This is a genomic window from Flavobacterium sp. W21_SRS_FM3 (assembly GCF_052113625.1).
Lineage (GTDB): Bacteria > Bacteroidota > Bacteroidia > Flavobacteriales > Flavobacteriaceae > Flavobacterium.
Map to the genome: position 1 here is coordinate 120,831 of NZ_JBGQOD010000007.1, position 23,103 is coordinate 143,933.

Genomic DNA, 23,103 nt, shown 5'->3' on the forward strand with positions numbered 1-23,103 from the left:
AGATTATAAGATTAAAAAAAATGCTGCGTTATTGCAATTCTAATTTTCGACATAAAAAGAACTTATACTACACATTACTATATTTAAAATGTTAATAGTCTTTATTCACTATCTGGAGGGATACTTTTAAAGTTTACATTAAATGAAGGGGCTTTATACTCTTTTGCTAAATAGCTTGCTGGGATGGTAGCTGCATTACCATCTCTAGCTGCGCGATAATGAGGTGACATGATTTCGATTCCGTTTTCATTGCATACGTCTTGAATATTTTGATGTAAATTAGAATAGATGATTGCTTGCTTATTAGGCTCTTTTACATATGCATTTATTTCATAAGACACATAAAAATCATCGAGACTGGTTTGTAGTACAAATGGTTTAGGATCTGGAAGTACAAGCTCTGTTTTCGTTGCTGCTTCTATCAAAACCTGATGCATGAGCTTCCATGGTACATCATAACCAATGGTCACCTTAGAATGTATAATCAGTCCTTTTTCGGGTGCATCACTACTGTAGTTTATCGTATGACTGCCCATTACGGTAGAATTAGGAATTGAAATAATCTCATTTTTAATAGTTCTAATTCTAGTGACGAGTAACGATTTTTCGATAACATCTCCCACAACTTCACCAATTTTCACACGATCTCCTATTTTGAATAAACGCATGTAGGTTAAGATAAGTCCAGCAATAATATTAGACAATGACCCTGCTGAACCAAAGGTAAATAAGAACCCTAAAAATACAGAAACACCTTGAAATACAGGAGAATCACTACCTGGTAAATAAGGGAAAATTACAACAACCATAAAGGCAAATACAATGACGCGAATGATTTGGTAGGTAGGATTAGCCCAATCAGCATAAAAACCTGGTATTTCAAGATTGCCTTTTTGTATTTCATTTTTTAAAAAACTTATAGCTTTTAAAACATATCGGAAAACAAAGATGATCACCAAAATAGTTATCAGATTGGGAAGATAATTCCAGAATCCAATGGCTATTTTTTTAAGCGGATTAAGGATGTATCCAAATAGAGTTCCTGCAAAATCTTTCGTCCAAGGAAAGATTCCAAAAAGAATGGGTAATGCGATATATACCAATAATAAAATAAAGATCCATTTAAAAAAAGTGTTGATATTCAATAAGGCATTAACTTGCTGCTTAGCATCAAATAATGTGAAATTTCTAATTTTTATACCATGAATGCGTCTGTTTTCTTCTTGCTGAATTTTGGTAGCAGTCCACGAAAATAGTTTTCTAAGATAAGAGATAAGTACTCCCATGACTATTAAAACTAATAAGGCCAAACCTATTTCCTTAAGTAAGGTAGCTACATTAGTTTCATCTTTATATTTAGCTACAGCAGTGGTAATAATTGCTTTATATTGTGACGCTAATGCTTTTTTATTTGTGTTATTCCACAGGATGTCATTTTCAGAAATACTAATAATAATACTTTCTTTATACATTAAATCCACGGTCGTTTCGGCTTCTACTATTTTAATCGAGTCTCCGTTGAAACGGTATTGGTCAGCTAAATTTTTGATTCTATTGCTAATAGCATCGGCTCTGTCTTTTGCTGAAAAGCTTCCTAGTTTACTGTAAATTGTAAATAGGGTATCATTAAAAAATCCGAGCACTGGGTATCCTTTCGCTGTAAGGCGAAGTAAGTCAATTTGTGCTTTCTTTTGAGCCAAGCGCTTACTATCCTTATTATATAGATCTTGTAATTGTTGCTGAAGTTCCTCTTTCTTGAGATTATCAGTTGTTTTTAAAGCTAAAATTTGAGTTTCGAGGGTGGCTTTTTTTATCGAATCACTCAGCCTCTGAGATTCGATAATGGCTAGTTTTTTATTGAAATTAGTAATGATAACACTATTAACAGAATCATTTTTTTTATTAATACTGTCCGTCTGCCCATATATAGAATAAAATGTTGATAGCATTATTAAAGCAAATAATACGAGTTTAATTTGTTTATAGAAATTGCTAAATGTAGTGCTGCTGTGCATGAAATTTATTTTTAATTAAACTTGAAAAATGGAAAAGCCAACAATAATTAAAGGCTGAGTTTGCAGAGACCTTATAGTTTTTGAGTAAACAAACATTCTTTTTTCAATAAAGTTAGATCAGCCTCTAATTTCATTTCTAATTCGGCTCTTTCAAAAGCCTGATAAGAATGATGTAAAGCGGCTTTTTGAATATCAGGATTTGCGATGGTAGTAAGTGTTTTAAACGCTTTTTGAAGTCTAATCATAACTTCAATATTCCCCGCTCCATCGCGAGCAATAGGCCTAAAAGAATCATCAAATAAATCTTCCATTGAAACAGTAGGTGTAGCAATTCTATTATAGAATTTTTTTTCATCATTTTGAACTGTTGCTGGTTTAGCCCACAGTGAAAACAGACGCACATAACTGCTAATAATTTGTATGGCTGTACCTGGATCATTAACGGCGGGTGATAAAGCCCTGCTGGCAATTTCGCTTAATGTGATAAGACCAAAACGTGGATCTTCATCAAAATAGCGCATATCTCCCATAGTAAATGCTTTTTGTAAATCTTTAAAATCTGATTCTGATGCTTGCACGTTTTGTAACCTAATATAATACAACGGTTTATCAATCGTACAAAAAGTGCCTGGCATAGCGTTGATGGTAATAAAAGCGCTTAGTTTTGCGGCAATATCTTGTAATTTTCCATAGTTAATTTGTTGTACGTATCCCGTTGTATTACAATAAATAGCTGTTCCTTCCTTTTGATCAGGATCTATAGTTAAGGTATTTACTGCTGGTGAGAGTAAGCTATATTTAATAGCATTTTCTGTAGCGTCTTCAACTAATTTTATAGTATGTCCTAGTCGTCCCAATTTTGAAATACGCTCTACCCATCTTAAAAATGTTAAAATCACTAATGCAAAAAACAAAAGCGTGAATACAAATAAAACAAAATGTCCGGCTTTACCATAATAACCGTTTTTTAAAGCGACCATGGCCACAATACTATAAATAAAAGAACCTATAAAAACAGAAAGTGCGTTTTGAGAAACGTCATCGGCAATTATCAATTTGAAGGAACGTGGAGTTGCAGTATTACTGGCTGCCGAAAATGCCGAAATCATTGATCCTACAGCAAAAATAGCTATAACCAACATACTCGCAGATATGGTACTAAGTAATTCTCCTAAAGATTCATTTTTTATTTCTGGTACCAATTCGTGTAGCTGAGTACTGTCTGCAATCTGCGCTATTAACGCACCTAATATGGAAAGTACACAAAAAATTAAGGGTCGAAACCACAATTTTTCTTTTACACGTCGGACAATAAAAAGTATATTTTCATTCATAAATAATGGTTTGAGACTAATATAATACAAATTACGTGCAATTGCTAAGATCGCTAGTTGCAACTTTCATCTTTAAGACTTAATTAGCTATGTTAGTTTATTTGAACTGCTATAGATGTTTACCATTTTGACCAGCATCAATTTTTTTATCTGCTAAAGCTTTGTCCTCACCATTAGCTGTCATTTTATCTGACTCATCTTTGTTTGATATAATCAGACTAATACTAATAGGGAAATGATCAGAATCAATGGATTTTTCTACCTTCATCTTTACTAATCTAAAGTGGCTGCTCAAAAAGTAATGATCTAGTGGCCATCGAAATAATATCTTTTTAGCATTAAAAGTACTGTACATACCTCGGCCTCTACGAGGGTCCATAAGTTCACTGGTTTTTATAAATAGTTTTGTTGTATAACTCCAAGCCACGTCATTCATATCTCCCATAACCAAACAAGGTTTTTGATATTCTTTGGCCATTTTCCCTACCATTAATATCTCTGCATCTCGATCAGTGCTAAATTCATTTTCTTGTGGTACGGGTGGAGTAGGATGTAAACCATAAATTCTAACAATCTGATTATTATATTCTATGTCTGCTATTATAGATGGAATTTCGTCATCAATCAAGTAATTAATTTGCTGGTTTTTTAAAGGCAGTTTACTATAAAATAACAGTCCATAAGTGTTCTCTTGTGGTATTTCAATATGATAAGGATATTCGTGCCTAAGTTCTTTTACAGCGTTAAGCCATTTTTGATCTGTTTCGACTAAGAACACAACATCAGGGTTTCTTTTCTTAATAAGCGCCAGTAGCTTAGAATAACTTTTATTGTATTGGTACACATTAGAAACTAGCAAATTTAAAGTTTCATTATTAGCCGCTTTTACTCTGTCAATCATCGTTTTACTTAAAAATGTAAAAGGAAGAATAACATAAAAAAGATGAATCATAGTGAGTAGTAGAAAACAGATGATAAACCAATCAACGAACAGTACAGTATCGCTTATAAAAAAGAGCCATGCGATGAGAAGTGCTGTGGTAATAACAAATTTTTGTAAACGTGGATAATCAAATACACGAAAAATCCAGAAGTCTTTTTTTATTAATGGCAGTATTACAGTAAGCATTAATAAAGCAGAGAAAATATATAATACAAGCTTAGGAAACATCATTGAAGGCAGGTTAAAACGTTTTATTATAAGTTTTTGAAAATGAAACACATAGAAAGGTATTCATTATCAAAGCTTTACTTCCGAGGGAAGAAAGCCATTCTAAAAAAATAAAAGTACTCATTACTATCCTATTTATTAACTTTTTAGTAGCAAATTTCGAGATAGAAGTTTTTAACTACAAGTTATACTATTTTTAAATGTTAAATAGAGGTATTTTTTTTCTAGTATCTCGCGTGTATGGAATGTTTTTATTTTTAATGCTTTAGCAGAATGGCTGTCAACTGATACTGCTATTATTAATTTGCTTTTCAAAACAAGTTTTTCAATCCACAAAAAAACGACTACTTTAGCAGTAAATATAATTTATTTTAAAATGATTAGTGAAACTCAATTTCAAAACGAATTACAATTATTAATTGCAAATGCTATTCGGGAAGATGTAGGTGACGGTGACCACAGTTCGTTAGCTTGCATTCCAGATACTGCACAAGGAAAAGCTAAACTGTTAGTAAAAGACAACGGAATTATCGCTGGAGTGGCTTTTGCCAAAATGATATTTCATTATGTTGATTCTAATTTAAAGGTAGACACTTTTATTGAGGATGGTGCTGCTGTACAGTATGGAGATATTGTGTTTCATGTGTCTGGGAGTTCACAATCAATTTTAAAAGCAGAACGGATGGTTTTAAATTCGATGCAGCGCATGTCAGCTATTGCTACAAAGACCAATAGTTATGTACAATTATTATCAGGAACAGCTACTAAAATATTAGACACTCGTAAAACAACACCAGGTTTTCGTGTCGCTGAAAAGTGGGCGGTGAAAATAGGAGGAGGTGAGAACCACCGTTTTGCGCTTTATGACATGATTATGTTAAAAGACAATCATATCGATTTTGCCGGTGGGATTGCTTTGGCTATAGCCAAAACAAAAACCTACCTTCAAGAAACTAATAGAGACTTAAAAATCATTGTGGAAGCAAGAGATTTGAACGAAGTTAAAGAAATACTAGCTGCAGGTGGTGTATATAGGATCTTGTTAGATAACTTTGATTACAATATGACCAAAGAGGCTGTGGATCTAATAGGTTCGCAATGTTTAACAGAATCATCGGGGAATATAAATGAAAAAACAATTCGCGAATATGCTGACTGTGGGGTAAATTATATTTCTTCAGGAGCTTTAACACATTCCATTTACAATATGGATTTGAGCTTAAAAGCGGTTTAATAAAGTGATTATTGCTATCAGTTACCATCTTTTTAAAGCTTTGGCATCAAATTAGCAGGTAATAAAGAAGCTACAGGATCACCAATTATTTTAAATTCGAAATCATTTCTCTAATGAAAAAGTTTAATTAATGTCTGCAGAAATAGAAGAAAGAATTGAAAAAATCCCCGTACTCCGGGTGGTAGTACGTTCATTAAAGAAGGTTGAACTTCCATGGTTAGAAGGACTTACCTTGTACGATCTTCTAGAAATATATGGAATCGGTATTGCTGAAGGAGCATTATCAAATAGGGCTGGAGCGATTGCTTTTAGTTTCTTTATGGCATTATTTCCCTTTGCCCTTTTTATTCTGAATTTAATACCTTATATTCCTATAGAGGGATTTCAACAAGATTTTTTAAAATTTGTTGAAGATGGTGTACCGCCAAACACCTATTACGCTATAGCAAACATTATCAATGACATTATTCATAATAGTCATTCTGGATTATTATCTTGGGGTTTCTTGCTATCCATTTTGTTAATGGCTAATGGATTAAATGCAATTTTAGGAGGATTTGAAACCTCGCGTCACGTATTAGTAAAAAGAGGTTTTTTTAGACAGTATTTCGTTGCGGTGGGTATGTCTGTTTTATTATCAATACTATTGATAGTTACAGTAGCTATCATTGTAGTTTTTGAGGTTTTTATTCAAAAGTTAACTGCTCGTGAATTTTTAAATGATCAAATACCACTGATTGTTATGGGGCGTTATGGTTTCCTAATATTAATGATTTTAATTACTACCTCAATACTGTTTAAATTTGGTACAAAGCATGATAAGACACGTTCATTTATATCCATTGGTTCTGTATTTACAACAATTTTAGCCATTACAATTTCTTATTTCTTTGGAATTTGGGTATTGCGATTTTCAAAGTATAACGAACTATACGGTTCTATAGGGACACTATTAATTGTTATGTTTTATATCTGGATTAACTGTATGATCTTATTATTAGGATTTGAGTTGAATGCCACCATAAATAAATTAAAAAAGAAAAATATTAATAAATTAACCTAGATAGTTTTGCTAATTTTATAGTATGTTTGAGAAAAATTAGGAGCTATTTCCTGCAGTACGCTGTATCCACGCTTAAAAAAAAGCGTGGGATGCCGCTGCCATCAGGGCTAAAAAAAAAACAAAAATTATGAAAAAAACCATGACAACAATTGCTTTATTATTTATGACTACTGTTTTTTATTCTCAATCTATTGTTGGGAAATGGAAAACAATCGATGATCAAACAGGAAAAGCAAAATCGATTATTGAAATTTATGAGAAGTCAGGTAAGGTTTACGGTAAAGTCGTAGAAATTCTTGATCCTTCACATGCTAAGGACCTTTGTAAAAATTGTCCCGGAGACGACGCGAGAAAACCAATTCTTGGGTTGAATGTTATTAAAGGGCTGACCAAAGATGGTGAAGAATACAATTCAGGTCAAATTTTAGATCCTAACAATGGTAAAGTATACAAATGCTTTATTGTTTTAGAAGAAAAAGATAAATTGAAAGTACGTGGTTATATTGGTTTTTCATTAATTGGAAGAACTCAATATTGGCAACGAGTGAAATAAGCACTTGTGTTTATTTGAACTATAAACTGAATACCTTTTTCTGTACCTCTTAGAACTTATTAAATGCTCTTTTTTGTCGAAGTAATTTTACCACTTTCGCTTGCCAAAACCTTTACTTATAGCGTTTCGGAAGCAGAGTACCTATATATAAAAAAAGGTATGCGTGTAGCAGTCCCTTTTGGTAAAAGTAAAATTTACACGGCATTAGTAATAGATGCACATCAAGTCAAGCCTGATTTGTATGAAGCCAAAGAGATTCATCAAATTTTAGATGAGAAGCCCATTGTCAATGAAATTCAAATAAAACATTGGCAATGGATTGCTTCTTATTATATGTGCGCAATAGGCGATGTCTACCGAGGAGCGATGCCCAGTGCATTGTTGTTAGAAAGCGAAACCTTAATTACCGCCAAAAAAGAAGGAAATATAGATGAATCCATATTATCTGATGAAGAATATTTAATCTATCAAGCGCTACAAATCCAATCTTCCCTTAAGGTTAAAGACATCACTGCTATTTTAAACAAGAAAAATATTTTTCCTGTTATTCAAAAGCTAATAGATAAGAACGTCTTAGTTTTAGAAGAAGAAATGCAAGACACTTACAAACCTAAATTAATTCGCTACGTGCGATTACATGCTAAATATGAGGCTAATCAAGGTTTAGCAGCTTTGATGGAAGATTTAAAAAATGCTACAAAACAAAAAGAGGTTGTCTTGTGTTATTTCCAATTGAAAGCTTCAGGTAATACGTATGCTAATGCTGAAAGAGGGGTTGCTAAACCGATAACTGTAAAAAAATTGGTGGAGCAGTCACAATCCTCTTCTTCAATTGTAAAAGCATTAATTGATAAAGGAATATTTGAAGAATATTTCATTCAGCAAGACCGCGTTGTTTATTCCGGTAAAGTTAGCGATTCTGAACTGCTCCTTAGCGAGACTCAAAATCAAGCGTTTGTTGCCATCAAAGACAATTTTAGTACTAAAGAAGTTTGTCTTTTACATGGTGTAACCTCAAGTGGAAAAACTGAAATTTATAGTAAGCTTATTGAAGAATACTTGGCAACGGGAAAGCAAATACTTTATTTATTGCCTGAGATCGCTTTAACGACACAGCTTGTAGGACGGTTAAGAAATCACTTTGGTGATAAAGTTGCTGTTTTTCATTCTAAATACAATAATAATGAACGTGTAGAAGTTTGGAATCAAGTATTGCAAAATTCTGAAAAAGCACAAATAACAATAGGAGCTAGGTCGGCTTTATTTTTACCTTTTCATGACTTAGGACTCATCATTGTAGATGAAGAGCACGAGCAAACGTTCAAGCAAATGGATCCTGCACCTCGTTATCATGCTCGTGATACCGCTATTGTATTGGCTAATTTTTACAATTCCAAAGTATTGTTAGGATCTGCGACACCAAGTATTGAAACTTACTTTAATGCAGTCTCTGATAAATATGGACTTGTTGAAATCAAGGAGCGTTATGGTAAAGTAATGATGCCTGATATTGCACTCGTTGATTTAAAAGACAAGTATTTCAGAAAAAGAATGAAAGGTCATTTTAGTGATACCTTAATTGAAGGCATAGCTAGCGCTGTATCTTTAGGAGAGCAAGTGATCTTGTTTCAAAATAGAAGAGGGTATTCGCCTTTACTAGAATGTATGACTTGTGGACATGTGCCGCAATGCCAACAATGTGATGTAAGTTTAACCTATCATAAACACAAAAACCAGTTACGCTGCCACTACTGTGGTTATGCAATAGCTAAGCCTACACATTGTCATAGCTGTTCTAGTGTTGATTTGACTACCAAAGGCTTTGGTACAGAGCAAATTCAGCAAGAGCTTGAGTTGCTTTTTCCAGATAATAAAATTGGAAGAATGGATCAAGATACGACTCGAGGTAAATTTGGGTTTGAAAAAATCATTGACAGTTTTAAAAATAGAGAAATCGATATTTTGGTTGGTACACAAATGTTAGCCAAAGGATTGGATTTTGATAACGTTAGTTTAGTAGGGATAATGAATGCGGATAATATGCTGTATCATCCCGATTTTAGGGCCTTTGAAAGAAGCTTCCAGATGATGACACAGGTTGCAGGAAGGGCAGGACGTTCAGAAAAGCAAGGGAAAGTCATTATTCAGACCTATAATCCAGATCATAACACTATTCAGCAGGTAACAACTAATAATTATGCTGGAATGTACAAGGAACAGTTGTACGACAGGCAAATCTATAAATACCCTCCTTATTATAGGATTATAAAACTGACGCTTAAACATAGGGATTTCGAGAAGTTAAAAGAAGGTGCTAACTGGCTGTATCAAGTAATGAATCAAAATCTTCAAATACCTGTTCTAGGACCAGAGGAACCAGCTATTAATAGAATAAGGAATGAATACATTCGAACTATAATTATAAAATTGCCACAAAACACTTCAATTGTAGGCACAAAAAAAACTATTCAGAAAATGCTGAATAGTTTTGATGCGGTTGCTCAGTATAGAGCGATCAAAGTGATGGTAAACGTTGACTTTTACTAGAGTAATTTTTTATGCAAATGATAAGGCTTTTACTAGGTCTTCTTTTTTATTTCTACTCAAAGGTATTTTAGTGACACCTATCTCAGCAAATTTACTGTTAAAGCGCTCTACCTTATCTATATTTATAATGTACGATTTATGTACCCTTACAAATTTCTTTTTTGATAGATCATTCTCAAAAGACTTCATGGTTGAAAGCACTAAATTACTATCGTCTTCAGTAACTACTCTTACATAATCACCAAAAGCTTCAATCCATTTAATTTTAGAAGTGAACACTTTTAATTTTTTCAAATTGCTTTTAATAAAAATATGCTCTCCTTCTTCTTCTTTGGTGTCTTTTTTTAACAAATGCATGTCCATTGCTCTTTTAACTGAAGAGTTAAATCGGTCAATAGCAATTGGTTTTTGAAGATAATCGGTAGCATCATAATCAAAAGCTTTCATTGCATATTCTGCTTTAGATGTGATAAATATGATTTGAGGTTTAATTTTTAAACCATCTAGAAAGTCAAAACCACTTATAACAGGCATTTCTATATCGAGAAATATTAGGTCTACATTGTGTATAGACATACAACTTTTAGCCTCAATTGCATTAGAAAAATCACCTATTAAATGTAAGTTGGGATGATTATTGACTAACTTTGCTATGATCATTCTTTGGATAGAACTATCATCTACAACGACACAGTTTAGTTTCATAATATTTATTTTAAGATTTGGAATAGTAAATTTAATCTATTTTTTTATATTTAACTATAATTTATCATGTTTTTTTGTAGTTCAACGATATTATTGAAAAAAGTATTGGAGGTTCAAATAAAAAGCTTACTTTTGCAGCCAAATTAACAATAAAATAAATTTTTATGAATCATTATGAAACTGTTTTCATTTTAAATCCCGTTTTATCTGATGTTCAGGTAAAGGAAACAGTAAGCAAATTTGAAGATTTTCTTACTAGTAGAGGTGCTACTTTTGTATCTAAAGAGGACTGGGGTCTTAAAAAAATGGCTTACGAAATCCAAAACAAAAAATCTGGATTTTACCATTTGTTTGAATATAACGTATCAGGAGAGGTTTTAATCGCTTTTGAAACTGAATTCAGACGTGACGAAAGAGTTATGCGTTTTTTAACGGTAAGTCTTGACAAACATGCTATCTCTTGGGCTGAAAGAAGAAGAGCAAAACTTAAATCTCAAAAAGCTTAATTATTATGGCAACATTACAACAATCTGCTTCAGGAAAAAAAGACGGGGATATCAGATATCTTACGCCTTTAAACATAGAAACTAACAAACAAAAGAAATACTGTCGTTTCAAAAAATCTGGTATCAAGTATATCGATTATAAAGATGCTGATTTCTTATTGAAATTCGTTAATGAGCAAGGAAAAATTCTTCCTCGTCGTTTAACAGGAACTTCATTGAAATTTCAAAGAAAAGTGTCAGTAGCTGTTAAAAGAGCACGTCACTTAGCTTTAATGCCATATGTGGCTGATTTACTAAAATAATATTTAAACTCAGTTGTTGGTTTTCTGAAACATGAAACCTAACTTCTATAATAAAGGACAACAACATGGAACTTATTTTAAAACAAGACGTTCAGAATTTAGGATTTAAAGACGATGTAGTAACTGTGAAAAACGGATACGGTCGTAACTATTTAATTCCACAAGGATTTGCTCAATTAGCTACTTCTTCTGCAAAGAAAGTATTGGCTGAAAACCTAAAACAAAGAGCGCACAAAGAAGCTAAAGTAGTAGCAGATGCACAAGCATTAGCAGAAAACTTAAAAGCTATCGAAATTAAAATTACTGCAAAAGCAGGTGGTGAAAAATTATTCGGTTCAATCACGAATATTGACATCGCAGATGCTTTAGCTAAAGGTGGTCAATCAATTGATAGAAAATTCATCACTAGTGGTATCGTTAAACGTACTGGTAAATACACTGCAAGTGTTCGTTTACACAGAGATGTAATCGTTGAATTACCTTATGAGATTATTGCAGAATAATACAGTTTTGTTAACAAATTGTTAAAAAAACATCAAAAATCACTCTTCGGAGTGATTTTTTTTTGCTTATTTTTGCGCCAAATAACACAAACTCAAAGAAATGAAAAAATTTATTACTTTACTGTTTTTAGTTTTTGGTCTACAGCTAACAATAGGTCAAACTACAACTTCAAGCATAAAGGGAACTGTAAAAAGTTCTGACACAGAATTGCTTCCGGGAGCAACGATTTTAGCGATTCATACCCCTACTGGGTCTAAGTATTCTGCATTAACAAATGCGGATGGTAGGTTTAACATGTTAAACATGCGTGTAGGAGGACCTTACAAAGTGGTTATATCGTTTGTAGGATTTCAATCTCAAACCTACAACGAAGTGTACCTTGAATTAGGTAAAGCTTTTTCAATTGATGCTATGTTGAAAGACGAAAGTCAGCAGTTGAATGAAGTTAAAATTGTTTCTTCAAAAAACAAAGTTTTTACTAGTGGAAGAACTGGTGCGGAAACAACAATTGGTAGAAAAGAGCTTACTGCTTTGCCTACAATTTCAAGATCAGCAGATGATTTTACTCGTTTAGAGCCTTCAGCTAGTGGTGGTTCTTTTGGTGGTAGAAATGATCAGTATAATAGTTACTCTTTGAATGGTGCGGTTTTTAATAATCCTTTTGGATTAGATGCAGCTACACCAGGTGGACAAACGGGTTCACAACCTATTTCATTAGATGCAATTGATCAAATCCAAGTTGCAACGGCACCTTATGATGTTACTTTATCTGGATTTACTGGAGCCTCTGTAAATGCAGTAACAAAATCTGGAACGAATGAGTTTCACGGAACTGCTTATGCTTTCTTTAGAAATCAAGATTTAACAGGAAGTAAAATTAATGGAGAGAAGATTTTTGTACCATCACTAGAACAAACTCAGGCGGGTTTTAGTATTGGTGGTCCAATTGTAAAAAACAAATTATTCTTTTTTGCGAATTATGAAATTGACAAAAGAAGCGATCTTGGTTCAAATGTAATTGCAAATGACGGTAATTCGACTTTAGGCGTTAATGAATCTAGAGTTTTGGCTACTGATTTAATGCATGTTTCTACTGAATTAGGAAAATTGGGATACAACACAGGTGCATATCAAGGTTTTACTCACAATTCTGATTCTAACAAAGGAATTGTAAAATTTGACTGGAATATAAATGACGATCATAAATTAGCGGTTATTTATAACTTCTTAGACGCATCAAAAGACAAACCTGCTCACCCTACTGCTATCAAACGTAGAGGACCAGATAATAATACAATGCAGTTTCAAAATTCAGGTTACCAGATAAATAATAAGTTAGATTCATTTTTAGTGGAATTAAATTCAAAATTTAGTGAAACAGTTTCTAATAAATTACAAGCGGGATACACACATTTTAATGATTTTAGAAATCCATTTTCTACTCCTGCACCTGCAATTAACATCGTAAAAGATGGTTCAGCTTATATTATAGCAGGTCACGAACCATTTTCTATCAATAATACATTAGATCAGAAAGTACTACAAATTACAGATAACTTAAGTTATGTAACAGGAAATCATGCATTCACTTTTGGATCTTCATTTGAAAAATATCAGTTTAAAAACTCTTTTAATTTAACAGGTTATGGTTTTGATATTTTTGGTGATGTGACTCTAGCGCAATTTGATACTAATATCAGTAATGGATATTACGCTAATACTATCGCTGCAGCTCAAAATACTTTTGACACAAAGAGCTCAATTGAACCAGGAACTGACGGTGGATGGAAATTGGCAGAATTAAATGTTGGGCAATTGGCTTTCTATATGCAAGACGAATGGAGTATTAATGATGATTTTAAATTATCTTTAGGGGTAAGAGTAGATCAGCCATTGTACTTTAATACATCTGATTTAATTCAAAAATATATAGACACTGATAACGGTGCTTCAAGAAATAACAGTACACTTTATTATAACCCACAAACTGGGGCAAATGAAACGTTAATTTCTACAACTTTACCATCTGATAAGTTATTATGGTCACCAAGATTAGGATTTAACTGGGATGTTAAAGGAGACAAAACGACACAAGTTAGAGGAGGTACGGGAATCTTTACAGGAAAACTTCCCTTTGTATGGTTAGGAAATCAAGTAAGTGGTTCTGATGATGGTTTCTTTCAAATTATGGATAAGGATTTCAAATGGCCACAAGTTTGGAGAACTAGTTTAGGAGTTGATCATAAATTCGAAAATAGTTATATAGCTACTGTTGATGTTTCTTATAATAAAGATATCAATGGAGTTCATGTTCAAAACTGGGGTCTAGTTAAACCTACTGGAGTTTTACTTGGTGCGGATAATAGAGCTATTTATAACTCAGGTGATAAAGGAGGAAATAGTGCTTATGTTATGACTAATTCTAATAAAGGATATGTTTTTAACACTTCTGCAAAATTACAAAAAACGTTTGATAATGGTTTGTTTGCTAGTTTAGCTTACAACTATTTAGTTTCTAAAGATGTAAACTCTATAGAGGCTGAGATTACTGGTGACGCTTTTGCTTTTAACCCAGCTTTAGGTAACGTTAATGATGCAGTTTTATCTAATTCTAAATATGGGGATACGCATCGATTTATTGGGGTTGCCTCTAAAAAATGGAAATATGGTACTAATGATAAGTGGGCTACTACATTTTCTACATTTTTTGAATATGCACAAGGTGGTCGTTTCAACTATACTTATGGAGGTGATATCAATAATGATGGTGCCTTTGGAAATGATTTGATTTATGTACCTACAACTAATGAAATTGCTACAATGGTATTCTCTGGAACGCCTACTGAAATAATTCAGCAAAGAGCTGCGTTTGATGCTTTTATCGGGCAAGATGATTATTTAAGTGGTAGAAGAGGTCAATATGCTGAGCGCTATGGTGCATTAGCTCCATGGAGAGGAAAATGGGATGTGAAATTAATGCAAGATTATAACTTTAAACCATCTTCTAGTTCTAATAAAACAAATACCATTCAGTTTAGTGTAGATGTGTTGAACATAGGAAACTTACTTAATTCTGATTGGGGATTAGTTCAGGTTCCAACGACAGTACAGCCAATTGGAGTTTCTGTAGATCAAACTACTAAAATACCAACCTACAGTTATAATGGAACTCAGACTAAAACATTCAATTATGACGCTAGTTTGTTATCAAGATGGCAAGCACAATTTGGAATTAGATACATTTTCTAATTGCTAATTGGTAAATTAATTTGAAAAGCCTTCTTGCAAAAGAAGGCTTTTCTGTTTTTAAGTTTTAAATTTGCACTTTCTTAAACGAAACATATTTTCGATAAAGATTTTTTTAATACTAAAGAGAAGATGAAATATACAAGATTAACAAAAGAACAATTTGAAGAGTTAACGCAAGAGTTTACTAATTTTCTTGCAACTCAGGCTATTGATAAGGCTGAATGGGACAAAATAAAAACTGAAAAACCAGAAGTTGCTGAACAGGAATTAGATGTCTTTTCTGATTTGATTTGGGAAGGTGTATTATCAAGAGCGGAGTATTTGGAACATTTTTCTAAAAATCATATTTTCCTTTTTCAAAGTTTTGATACGTACGTAAACTCCATAGTTTTAAAATCGTTAGTTCCAGAAGTAGATTTCTTGACTAAAGATGGTTTACAATGGCTTAGTGATAATATGTTCACAGATACGATTGAAATGAAGACTGGAAGAAAAGAATTTTCTGAAGAGCGTAACAGTTCTCTTTTCGCATTGATTCAACAAGGCGCTTTCTTAAGTGATGGACAATTATACAAGCAAATAAATTCAATTATTGAGTCTTAATAATGAGAGTATTTATTATTAATTGGCTATTTTAGTACGCGATTTTCAACTACTAAAATAGCCAATTTTATTTTTATGGATAGTATAAAAACCATACAGTCTTTGCGTGAAGAACTTAATCTTCATAATTATAATTACTATGTTTTAGATAATCCTTCAATATCTGATTTTGAATTTGATACCAAATTAAAACAACTACAAGATTTAGAAAATAAATATCCAGAATATTTTGATGAAAATTCTCCAACGCAAAGAGTGGGAGGGACTATAACTAAAAATTTTCAAACAGTTTCTCATGAATACCGCATGTATTCTCTTGATAACTCTTATTCTAAAGAAGACTTAATAGAATGGGAGAAAAGAATACAAAAGGTTTTGGGCAATGTTCCATTAGCTTATACTTGTGAATTGAAATACGATGGAGCTTCCATAAGTATTACTTATGAAAACGGAAAATTGCAGCGTGCGGTAACACGTGGAGATGGTTTTCAAGGTGATGATGTTACCAGTAATATAAAAACCATACGATCTATACCGCTACAGCTAAAAGGAGATTATCCAGATAAATTTGATGTAAGAGGAGAAATCATTCTTCCATTTGCTGGATTCGAAAAAATGAACCAAGAATTAATTGAAATAGGAGAAACGCCATATTCCAATCCAAGAAATACTGCTTCAGGGAGTTTAAAATTGCAAGACAGTTCTATGGTGGCTAAAAGACCATTAGATTGTTTATTGTACTTTTTAATAGGTAGTAAATTACCTTTCAACTCTCAATTTGATGGTCTAAAAACAGCTAGAGAATGGGGTTTTAAAGTTCCTAAAGAAGCTAAATTAGCAAGTAACTTAGAGGAAGTTTTTCAGTTTATTGATTATTGGGATGTCCATAGACATGAGCTCCCATATGAAACAGATGGTGTGGTTATAAAAGTAAACAATTTCCAATACCAGGAAGAACTTGGTTACACAGCTAAATCGCCGCGATGGGCTATAGCTTACAAATTTAAATCAGAACAAGTTGCAACGAAGTTAAATTCGATAACTTACCAAGTGGGTAGAACGGGTGCGATTACACCTGTAGCCAACTTAGAACCAGTGCAATTAGCGGGAACAGTAGTAAAAAGGGCCTCTTTACACAATGCTGATCAAATTGAAAAATTAGATATTCGTGTTGGAGATACCGTTTTTGTAGAAAAAGGCGGGGAGATTATCCCCAAAATCATTGCAGTAGACTTAAGCCAACGTCCTGTTAACACAGAACCTACAAAATACATAACACATTGTCCAGAATGCCATACGGCCTTAGTACGTGGAGATGGTGAGGCCAATCATTATTGTCCGAATTTCTATGGCTGTCCGCCGCAAATTATAGGTAGAATTCAGCATTATATTTCGAGAAAAGCCATGGATATTGAAGGTCTAGGTGGTGAAACAGTTGCCTTGCTTTTTAACAACGGTTTGGTTCAGAACTACGCTGATTTGTATGAATTAACAGTGGAAGATATTTTACCTTTAGAAAGAATGGCACAAAAATCTGCTGAAAACTTGATAAATGGTGTTCAAAAATCAAAGGAAATTCCTTTTGAAAGTGTTTTGTATGCACTAGGAATACGCTTTGTAGGCGAGACAGTTGCTAAAAAATTAGCCAAGCATTATAAAAATATTGATGCATTAAGCCAAGCTACATTAATGGAGTTAGTTTTAGTGGATGAAATCGGGGAGCGCATTGCACAAAGTGTACTTGATTTCTTTGCTAATGATGAGAATAAGAAAATTATTGAACGCCTTAAACAACATGGAATACAGTTTGAAATTGTTGAAAAAATCAATCCAAACGCTACAACTAAATTAGTTGGTCAAACATTTGTAGTATCGGGTGTATTTGAAAAATATTCTCGTGACGAATTAAAAAAAGCGATTGAAGATAATGGAGGTAAGGTAGGAAGTTCTATTTCATCCAAAACAAATTATGTCGTTGCAGGTGATAATATGGGGCCTGCAAAATTAGAAAAAGCAAATAAACTGAATATTCCAATACTTTCAGAAACCGAATTTATGAAAATGATTGAAGCGAACTAATAACTAAAGTAAATGAAGTTTTTTAGCAAAGAAACTGCTACTGAGAAAGTTTTAATTCTATTATTTTTTTTAATAGGATTAATTGAGGTTGTTACTCAGATTTATGCGGGTTCATGCATTCAGTATTTGATTATGCCTGTGCAGGCGGTATTGTTATCAGTCTTATATTGGTCTACTTCTACAGAAAAAAAATGGCTGTTTTTTGTAACGATTTTTTCTTTACTAGTAGGTAGGTTGTATTTTATACCTAATCAACAGGACTTGCTTTTTTATGCTTTGATTGCTCTCTTTTTTCATCGAATTGCCCAAATTTACTACATTGTTAAATTGATAAAATTAAAAGATTTTATTCCATCAGTATTAGCTTCCATACCTTTTTTGATCTTTTTCTTATATCTGGTTTCTATTCCTGAAAGTGCATTGGTAAAAAGTTATGTGATATTGGTGGTTCAAATTATATTAATCTCTATCCTAAGCGGAATTATTTTATCGCAGTACCTATCTTTTTATGACAAGAGAAGTATTTGGCTTTTTGTTTTTGGAATAATGTCATTAGTGCAAACTTTCATCGTACTGCTAGAAAAATTTTATTTTCAAGATTTTTTAATCACCAGTTTAAGGCCACTTAGTCAGTTCTTAAATAGCGTGATCTGTTTCTCCTTTTATAAATTTGTGATCGCTGCTGAAAAGCTAAACAACGATTGATTTTCCTATAGATGATTTGGCTTTCTTATTGTCAAGATAAAAATCTATTCGGCCTAAATTGATTCCATAGCATCCCACTTGATTGACTAATACTTCTTGATCAACCGCATTTTTCATTACGGTGGGTTTGTCTAAAAAGGTATGTGTGTGTCCACCAATAATCAAATCAATATCCTGTGTAAGTGCTGCAAGTTTTACATCAGAAATAATTTCTGGATTATTCCTGTATTCATATCCAAGATGGGAAAGGCAAATTATTAAATCACATTTTAGTTCCTTTTTTAAAATTCGTGTCATTTCTTGCGCGGTTTCAACTGGATCGTTGTAAACTGTTTCTTGGTACATTTTTTTATCCACTAAACCATCAAGTTGTATTCCAATTCCGAATACACCCACTTTTACTCCGCCTTTATTAAAAACTTTGTACGGTTTAACTAAGCCGTCCATTAAAGTATTTTTAAAATCATAGTTAGCAGAGATAAAATCAAATTTTGCATGAGGCATTTGTGCATACAAACCTTCAATACCATTGTCAAAATCATGATTCCCTATAGTTGATAAATCATACTGCATCATACTCATTAACTTAAACTCTAATTCACCTCCATAATAGTTGAAGTAAGGAGTTCCTTGAAAAATATCACCTGCATCAAGTAGTAGAACGTTTGGATTTTCTTTTCGGATATTTTCGATTAAAGCAGCTCTTCTGGCTACTCCACCCATATTAGCATTTCTAGGGTGATCAGCAGGAAATGGATCTATGTGACTGTGTACATCATTAGTGTGTAAAATGGTAATTTTCTTAAGTTCAGTTGTTTTAAAACTACTCAATGATAAACCTAAACCTAACATTGCTGTACCTGCTGCCGTTTTCTCTATAAAATCTCTTCTTTTCATTTTTGTGCTTTTTGGATCTTTTAGCTCGTCGATTCGATTCGCTCGTTTCCTACTTTTGTTATCTTCTTCTATTTGTGGTAAAAGATATAAAAGGAGTCTTTCTACTATTGGAATAAGACGTAATTTTTTTAATAATGATTTATTATTCTACAATAATTCTATTGTCTTGTTTAGCGGTAACAGTATCTACAGATTTAAAATAATCAATTAAGATATTTCTCAGTTTATAATCTAAGTCATAAGTCTTTTCTCCCTTACTAAAAAAGTTCATATTATCCCCGCCATTAGCTAAATAATCATTTGTACCTACATAATAAATGTTGTCGCTTACTATTGGTTTTCCTTGAACTAAAATATTTTTAGCTGTTTTATTTTTATCAATAGTAAAAGTCAGCCCCGAAAGTGGATGCGCTTGTTTTTGGGTTATAAAATAGTCTATAATATCTTGAATGTATTTTCCGCGCAATGCGATAACTACCATGTTGTTTTCAAATGGCATTATTTCAAAACCATTTCTAGCGGTAACATTTCCTTTAGGCAGTATAGCACGAATTCCTCCCTCATTGAGTAGGCAAATATCGATTGTTTTGTTTTCTCTTTTTTGAAAAACCTTGTTTCCAAATTGCAATACAACATCAGACATAAAGTTGCCCATAGTAGATTGCATGTTTACAGCTTTCTTATCGAGTGTTACTGGACAATAAGCTAAGATACTATCTAAATCGTTATTGATGTGTTCTCTATAAGGTTTTATAAAGTTTTCAATACTAGCAACTTGCTCGTAATTGGCAGTTATAGGTAGTTGTTTACCTTCAATTTTTGTGACTGTTAAGATTTTATTTCCACAAGAACTAATGAAAAATAATGTTAAGAATATAACAAAAAGTTTGAAAACATCGTTATACTTTTTTAGATTTACCATTTATAATATGACTTAATTAATTTAATTTTGTAAACGAGTAAAAATAGTATGTTTTTAAGTGTTATAAAAGATTTTTCGGTAAAAAAAATATTAAAGAACAGTTTGCAAAATGTAAAGAGCAGTGCTGTATCTGGAACTGTCAAGACGGTTGGTCTACTTGTGGACCAAAGTTATTTTTCAGAAACGCAATTATTGATACAAGATCTTATTGATAAAGGTATTTTAAAAGAAGATATAACAGTACTCGTTTATAAGGATAAGTTTAAAAAGAATAGAAGCGCTTTACGAGCAAGTTTTAGTTCTAAACATTTAAAATGGAATTCTGAAATAAATAGTCCTACAGTGAATGACTTTATGAACCAAGAATTTGACTTATTAATTAGTTATTATGATGTGGAAAAGGCTATTTTATTAGTTGTTACACATGGGTCTAAAGCATTATTCAAAGTGGGATTTGCTGCTATCGACAAAAGATTAAATGATTTGATGATCAATACTAATGCTGAAAATCACAAAGTTTTTACTCACGAATTATTTAGGTACTTAAAAATATTAAATAAAATATAATTTAACATGCAATCATTAATAGGAACTGGTGTTGCTCTTGTAACTCCATTTAAAGCAGATTTTTCAATTGATACGGAAGCGCTTTGCAGAATTGTAAACTTTTCTATAGACGGAGGAATTGAATATCTTGTAATTTTAGGTACAACAGCAGAGAATGCAACCTTAACTCAGGAAGAGAAGGAACTGGTTATTAAAACTGTGGTTGAATGTAACAACGGAAGATTACCTTTGGTTTTAGGAGTAGGAGGTAACGATACTAGAAGAATTGTAGACGAACTAAAAACCAGAGATTTCTCCAGTTTTGTGGCAATACTGTCTGTCTCTCCTTTTTATAATAAACCCACTCAAGAAGGAATATACCAACATTTTAAAGCTGTTTCAGAAGCTTCTCCTGTTCCCGTGATTATTTATAATGTTCCTGGAAGAACTTCTAGTAATATGTTGCCTAAAACGGTACTGCGTTTAGCAAATGATTTTAAAAACATCGTTGCTATTAAAGAAGCGGCAGGTGATATGGTACAAGCCATGCAAATTTTGAAAGACAAACCAAAAGACTTTCTAGTAATATCTGGAGATGATATGATTGCGCTACCGATGGTTCTTGCTGGAGGTTCGGGAGTTATTTCAGTAATTGGTCAAGGTTTTCCAAAAGAATTTTCTGAAATGATTCGCTTAGGACTGAATCGTAAAGTAGATGAAGCATTCAAGTCGCAGTACCTTTTAGCAGATTGTATAGACATGATTTTTGAACAAGGAAATCCTGCCGGAATTAAACAAGTGTTTGAGGCACTTGGTTTAACTGATAATTACGTTAGATTACCACTAGTTCAAGTAGATGAATCTTTACAGCAAAGAATCGAACAATTTATTAAAAATATCGATAAATAAGCCCATATAATACTGCTTTTTTTTAAGCAAAGAAATATTTTGTAGTAGCTAAATTAATAACTAAATTTGCCACCGAAACTTCGGTATGATTTTTTGTGAACTGCGAGCAGTTTATGGATTAAATAAAACAAAAAAATGAAAAAAATTATATCTCTATTACTTCTTATCGCTTTTTTTAGTTCATGTAATGAATATCAAACAGCGTTGAAGAAAGACGATGTTGGGTTGAAATTTGATATGGGAACTAAACTGTACGATGCAGGAAAGTATACTAAAGCTATTCGACTTTTTGAGCAAATTGCTCCAGCATATAGAGGGAAACCTCAAGCTGAAAAATTGTTTTATATGTTTGCACAATCATACTACAAAACAAAACAGTATTATTTAGCAGGTTATCAATTTGAAAGCTTTGTGTCTAGTTACCCTAGAAGTGAGAAAGTTCAGGAAGCTGCTTATTTAGGAGCTAAAAGTTATTCAATGTTGTCTCCTGTATACAGTTTAGATCAAACTGATACTTTTAAAGCAATTGATAAATTACAAGCATTTATAGATACTTATCCTAATTCAGAGTATTTAGGGGAAGCTAATGAAACGGTAAGAGTACTGTCTGAAAAAATTGAGAAAAAAGTATATGAAAATGCTAAAGGATATAATACAATCTCAGATTATAAGTCTGCAATTGTAGCTTTAGATAATTTCATAGCTGATTATCCTGGTACACCATACAAAGAGGATGCTTTGTATTATAAATTTGACTCTGCCTACCAGTTAGGTATCAATAGTGTTGAAGTTAAAATGGAAGACCGTTTAAAAGTAGCTAAAACAGCTTATACGAATTTGATGAAATTCAATTCAGATTCAAAATACAAAGAGAAAGCTAATGAAATGTTAGCTCGCATTGAAAAAGATTTACAAAAATTTACTAAATAAATAAAGTCATGGATTTAAAAAAGACGAACGCTCCAGTAAATACAATAACTTATAATAAGACAGTTATTGAAGAACCTACTGGGAATGTGTATGAAGCAATAACCATTATGGCTAAAAGAGCAAACCAAATCAACTCTGAAATAAAAAAAGAATTGACTGAGAAATTGGAAGAATTTGCTACATATAATGACAGTCTTGAAGAAGTTTTTGAAAACAAAGAACAAATTGAAGTTTCAAAATTCTATGAAAAATTGCCAAAGCCACATGCATTAGCAGTTCAAGAATGGTTAGACGGTAAAATTTACCACAGAGATTCAACTAAATAATAC

Annotated in this window: 21 protein-coding genes; 15 read left to right on the forward strand and 6 right to left on the reverse strand. The window is 32.5% G+C overall.

Features of this window, described 5'->3' with window-relative positions:
• Positions 1–101: 101 nt before the first annotated feature.
• The 3 genes from ACEN2K_RS11670 to ACEN2K_RS11680 all read right to left on the reverse strand — a co-directional run bounded on the left by ACEN2K_RS11670 (position 102) and on the right by ACEN2K_RS11680 (position 4,523).
• Positions 102–1,949, reverse strand: coding sequence for a mechanosensitive ion channel family protein (locus ACEN2K_RS11670; protein ID WP_441759503.1), 1,848 nt, complete (start codon positions 1,947–1,949; stop codon positions 102–104).
• A gap of 137 nt (positions 1,950–2,086) precedes the next feature.
• Positions 2,087–3,349, reverse strand: a complete 1,263-nt coding sequence (locus ACEN2K_RS11675; protein WP_441759504.1) for a DUF2254 domain-containing protein — start codon at positions 3,347–3,349, stop codon at positions 2,087–2,089.
• 109 nt (positions 3,350–3,458) lie between these two features.
• Complete coding sequence (locus ACEN2K_RS11680; protein ID WP_441759505.1) at positions 3,459–4,523, reverse strand: endonuclease/exonuclease/phosphatase family protein; 1,065 nt, start codon at positions 4,521–4,523, stop codon at positions 3,459–3,461.
• Between the two features lie 373 nt (positions 4,524–4,896).
• On the opposite strand from ACEN2K_RS11680, the gene nadC reads away from it, so the two are divergent.
• The 4 genes from nadC to priA all read left to right on the forward strand — a co-directional run bounded on the left by nadC (position 4,897) and on the right by priA (position 9,917).
• A complete protein-coding gene (gene nadC, locus ACEN2K_RS11685) occupies positions 4,897–5,754 on the forward strand; it encodes a carboxylating nicotinate-nucleotide diphosphorylase (protein WP_441759506.1) in 858 nt (285 codons plus the stop codon).
• A gap of 130 nt (positions 5,755–5,884) precedes the next feature.
• Entirely contained in the window at positions 5,885–6,817 is a 933-nt protein-coding gene (locus tag ACEN2K_RS11690; RefSeq protein WP_441759507.1) for a YihY/virulence factor BrkB family protein, read from the forward strand.
• Between the two features lie 127 nt (positions 6,818–6,944).
• Positions 6,945–7,370 carry a DUF2147 domain-containing protein gene (locus ACEN2K_RS11695; protein ID WP_441759508.1) on the forward strand — a complete coding sequence of 142 codons (426 nt, stop codon included), beginning with the start codon at positions 6,945–6,947 and terminating at the stop codon, positions 7,368–7,370.
• 63 nt (positions 7,371–7,433) lie between these two features.
• Positions 7,434–9,917: a replication restart helicase PriA gene (gene priA, locus ACEN2K_RS11700; RefSeq protein WP_441759509.1), complete on the forward strand. Its 2,484-nt coding sequence runs from the start codon at positions 7,434–7,436 to the stop codon at positions 9,915–9,917.
• A 9-nt stretch (positions 9,918–9,926) separates the two neighbouring features.
• On the opposite strand, the gene ACEN2K_RS11705 is transcribed toward priA, so the two are convergent.
• The gene (locus tag ACEN2K_RS11705; RefSeq protein ID WP_441759510.1) at positions 9,927–10,622 is read right to left on the reverse strand and encodes a LytR/AlgR family response regulator transcription factor; all 696 of its coding nucleotides are present in this window, start codon (positions 10,620–10,622) and stop codon (positions 9,927–9,929) included.
• A 164-nt stretch (positions 10,623–10,786) separates the two neighbouring features.
• On the opposite strand from ACEN2K_RS11705, the gene rpsF reads away from it, so the two are divergent.
• The 7 genes from rpsF to ACEN2K_RS11740 all read left to right on the forward strand — a co-directional run bounded on the left by rpsF (position 10,787) and on the right by ACEN2K_RS11740 (position 18,570).
• The gene (rpsF, locus tag ACEN2K_RS11710) at positions 10,787–11,128 is read left to right on the forward strand and encodes a 30S ribosomal protein S6 (protein WP_074723697.1); all 342 of its coding nucleotides are present in this window, start codon (positions 10,787–10,789) and stop codon (positions 11,126–11,128) included.
• 5 nt (positions 11,129–11,133) lie between these two features.
• Positions 11,134–11,430, forward strand: coding sequence for a 30S ribosomal protein S18 (gene rpsR, locus ACEN2K_RS11715; protein ID WP_026709514.1), 297 nt, complete (start codon positions 11,134–11,136; stop codon positions 11,428–11,430).
• A 65-nt stretch (positions 11,431–11,495) separates the two neighbouring features.
• Complete coding sequence (gene rplI / locus ACEN2K_RS11720; RefSeq protein ID WP_441759511.1) at positions 11,496–11,933, forward strand: 50S ribosomal protein L9; 438 nt, start codon at positions 11,496–11,498, stop codon at positions 11,931–11,933.
• A gap of 100 nt (positions 11,934–12,033) precedes the next feature.
• Positions 12,034–15,183 carry a TonB-dependent receptor gene (locus ACEN2K_RS11725; RefSeq protein WP_441759512.1) on the forward strand — a complete coding sequence of 1,050 codons (3,150 nt, stop codon included), beginning with the start codon at positions 12,034–12,036 and terminating at the stop codon, positions 15,181–15,183.
• Between the two features lie 129 nt (positions 15,184–15,312).
• Complete coding sequence (locus tag ACEN2K_RS11730; protein ID WP_441759513.1) at positions 15,313–15,786, forward strand: DUF6495 family protein; 474 nt, start codon at positions 15,313–15,315, stop codon at positions 15,784–15,786.
• 75 nt (positions 15,787–15,861) lie between these two features.
• Positions 15,862–17,865 carry an NAD-dependent DNA ligase LigA gene (ligA, locus tag ACEN2K_RS11735; protein ID WP_441759514.1) on the forward strand — a complete coding sequence of 668 codons (2,004 nt, stop codon included), beginning with the start codon at positions 15,862–15,864 and terminating at the stop codon, positions 17,863–17,865.
• 12 nt (positions 17,866–17,877) lie between these two features.
• Positions 17,878–18,570, forward strand: coding sequence for a hypothetical protein (locus ACEN2K_RS11740; protein ID WP_441759515.1), 693 nt, complete (start codon positions 17,878–17,880; stop codon positions 18,568–18,570).
• On the opposite strand, the gene ACEN2K_RS11745 is transcribed toward ACEN2K_RS11740, so the two are convergent.
• Together ACEN2K_RS11745 and ACEN2K_RS11750 are read right to left on the reverse strand one after the other, a co-directional pair.
• The gene (locus tag ACEN2K_RS11745) at positions 18,556–19,467 is read right to left on the reverse strand and encodes a bifunctional metallophosphatase/5'-nucleotidase (protein WP_441759516.1); all 912 of its coding nucleotides are present in this window, start codon (positions 19,465–19,467) and stop codon (positions 18,556–18,558) included. The genes ACEN2K_RS11740 and ACEN2K_RS11745 overlap by 15 nt on opposite strands.
• A 142-nt stretch (positions 19,468–19,609) precedes the next feature.
• Positions 19,610–20,389, reverse strand: coding sequence for a 5'-nucleotidase C-terminal domain-containing protein (locus ACEN2K_RS11750; RefSeq protein WP_441759517.1), 780 nt, complete (start codon positions 20,387–20,389; stop codon positions 19,610–19,612).
• 48 nt (positions 20,390–20,437) lie between these two features.
• Here ACEN2K_RS11750 and ACEN2K_RS11755 point away from each other — a divergent pair, with 48 nt between their 5' ends.
• The 4 genes from ACEN2K_RS11755 (at position 20,438) to ACEN2K_RS11770 (ending at position 23,100) form a co-directional block, all read left to right on the forward strand.
• Positions 20,438–20,956: a DUF6913 domain-containing protein gene (locus ACEN2K_RS11755; RefSeq protein WP_441759518.1), complete on the forward strand. Its 519-nt coding sequence runs from the start codon at positions 20,438–20,440 to the stop codon at positions 20,954–20,956.
• Between the two features lie 6 nt (positions 20,957–20,962).
• Positions 20,963–21,844 carry a 4-hydroxy-tetrahydrodipicolinate synthase gene (dapA, locus tag ACEN2K_RS11760; RefSeq protein WP_441759519.1) on the forward strand — a complete coding sequence of 294 codons (882 nt, stop codon included), beginning with the start codon at positions 20,963–20,965 and terminating at the stop codon, positions 21,842–21,844.
• A 135-nt stretch (positions 21,845–21,979) separates the two neighbouring features.
• Positions 21,980–22,774, forward strand: coding sequence for an outer membrane protein assembly factor BamD (locus ACEN2K_RS11765; protein ID WP_441759520.1), 795 nt, complete (start codon positions 21,980–21,982; stop codon positions 22,772–22,774).
• An 8-nt stretch (positions 22,775–22,782) separates the two neighbouring features.
• A complete protein-coding gene (locus ACEN2K_RS11770; RefSeq protein WP_007138306.1) occupies positions 22,783–23,100 on the forward strand; it encodes a DNA-directed RNA polymerase subunit omega in 318 nt (105 codons plus the stop codon).
• Positions 23,101–23,103 lie beyond the last annotated feature (3 nt).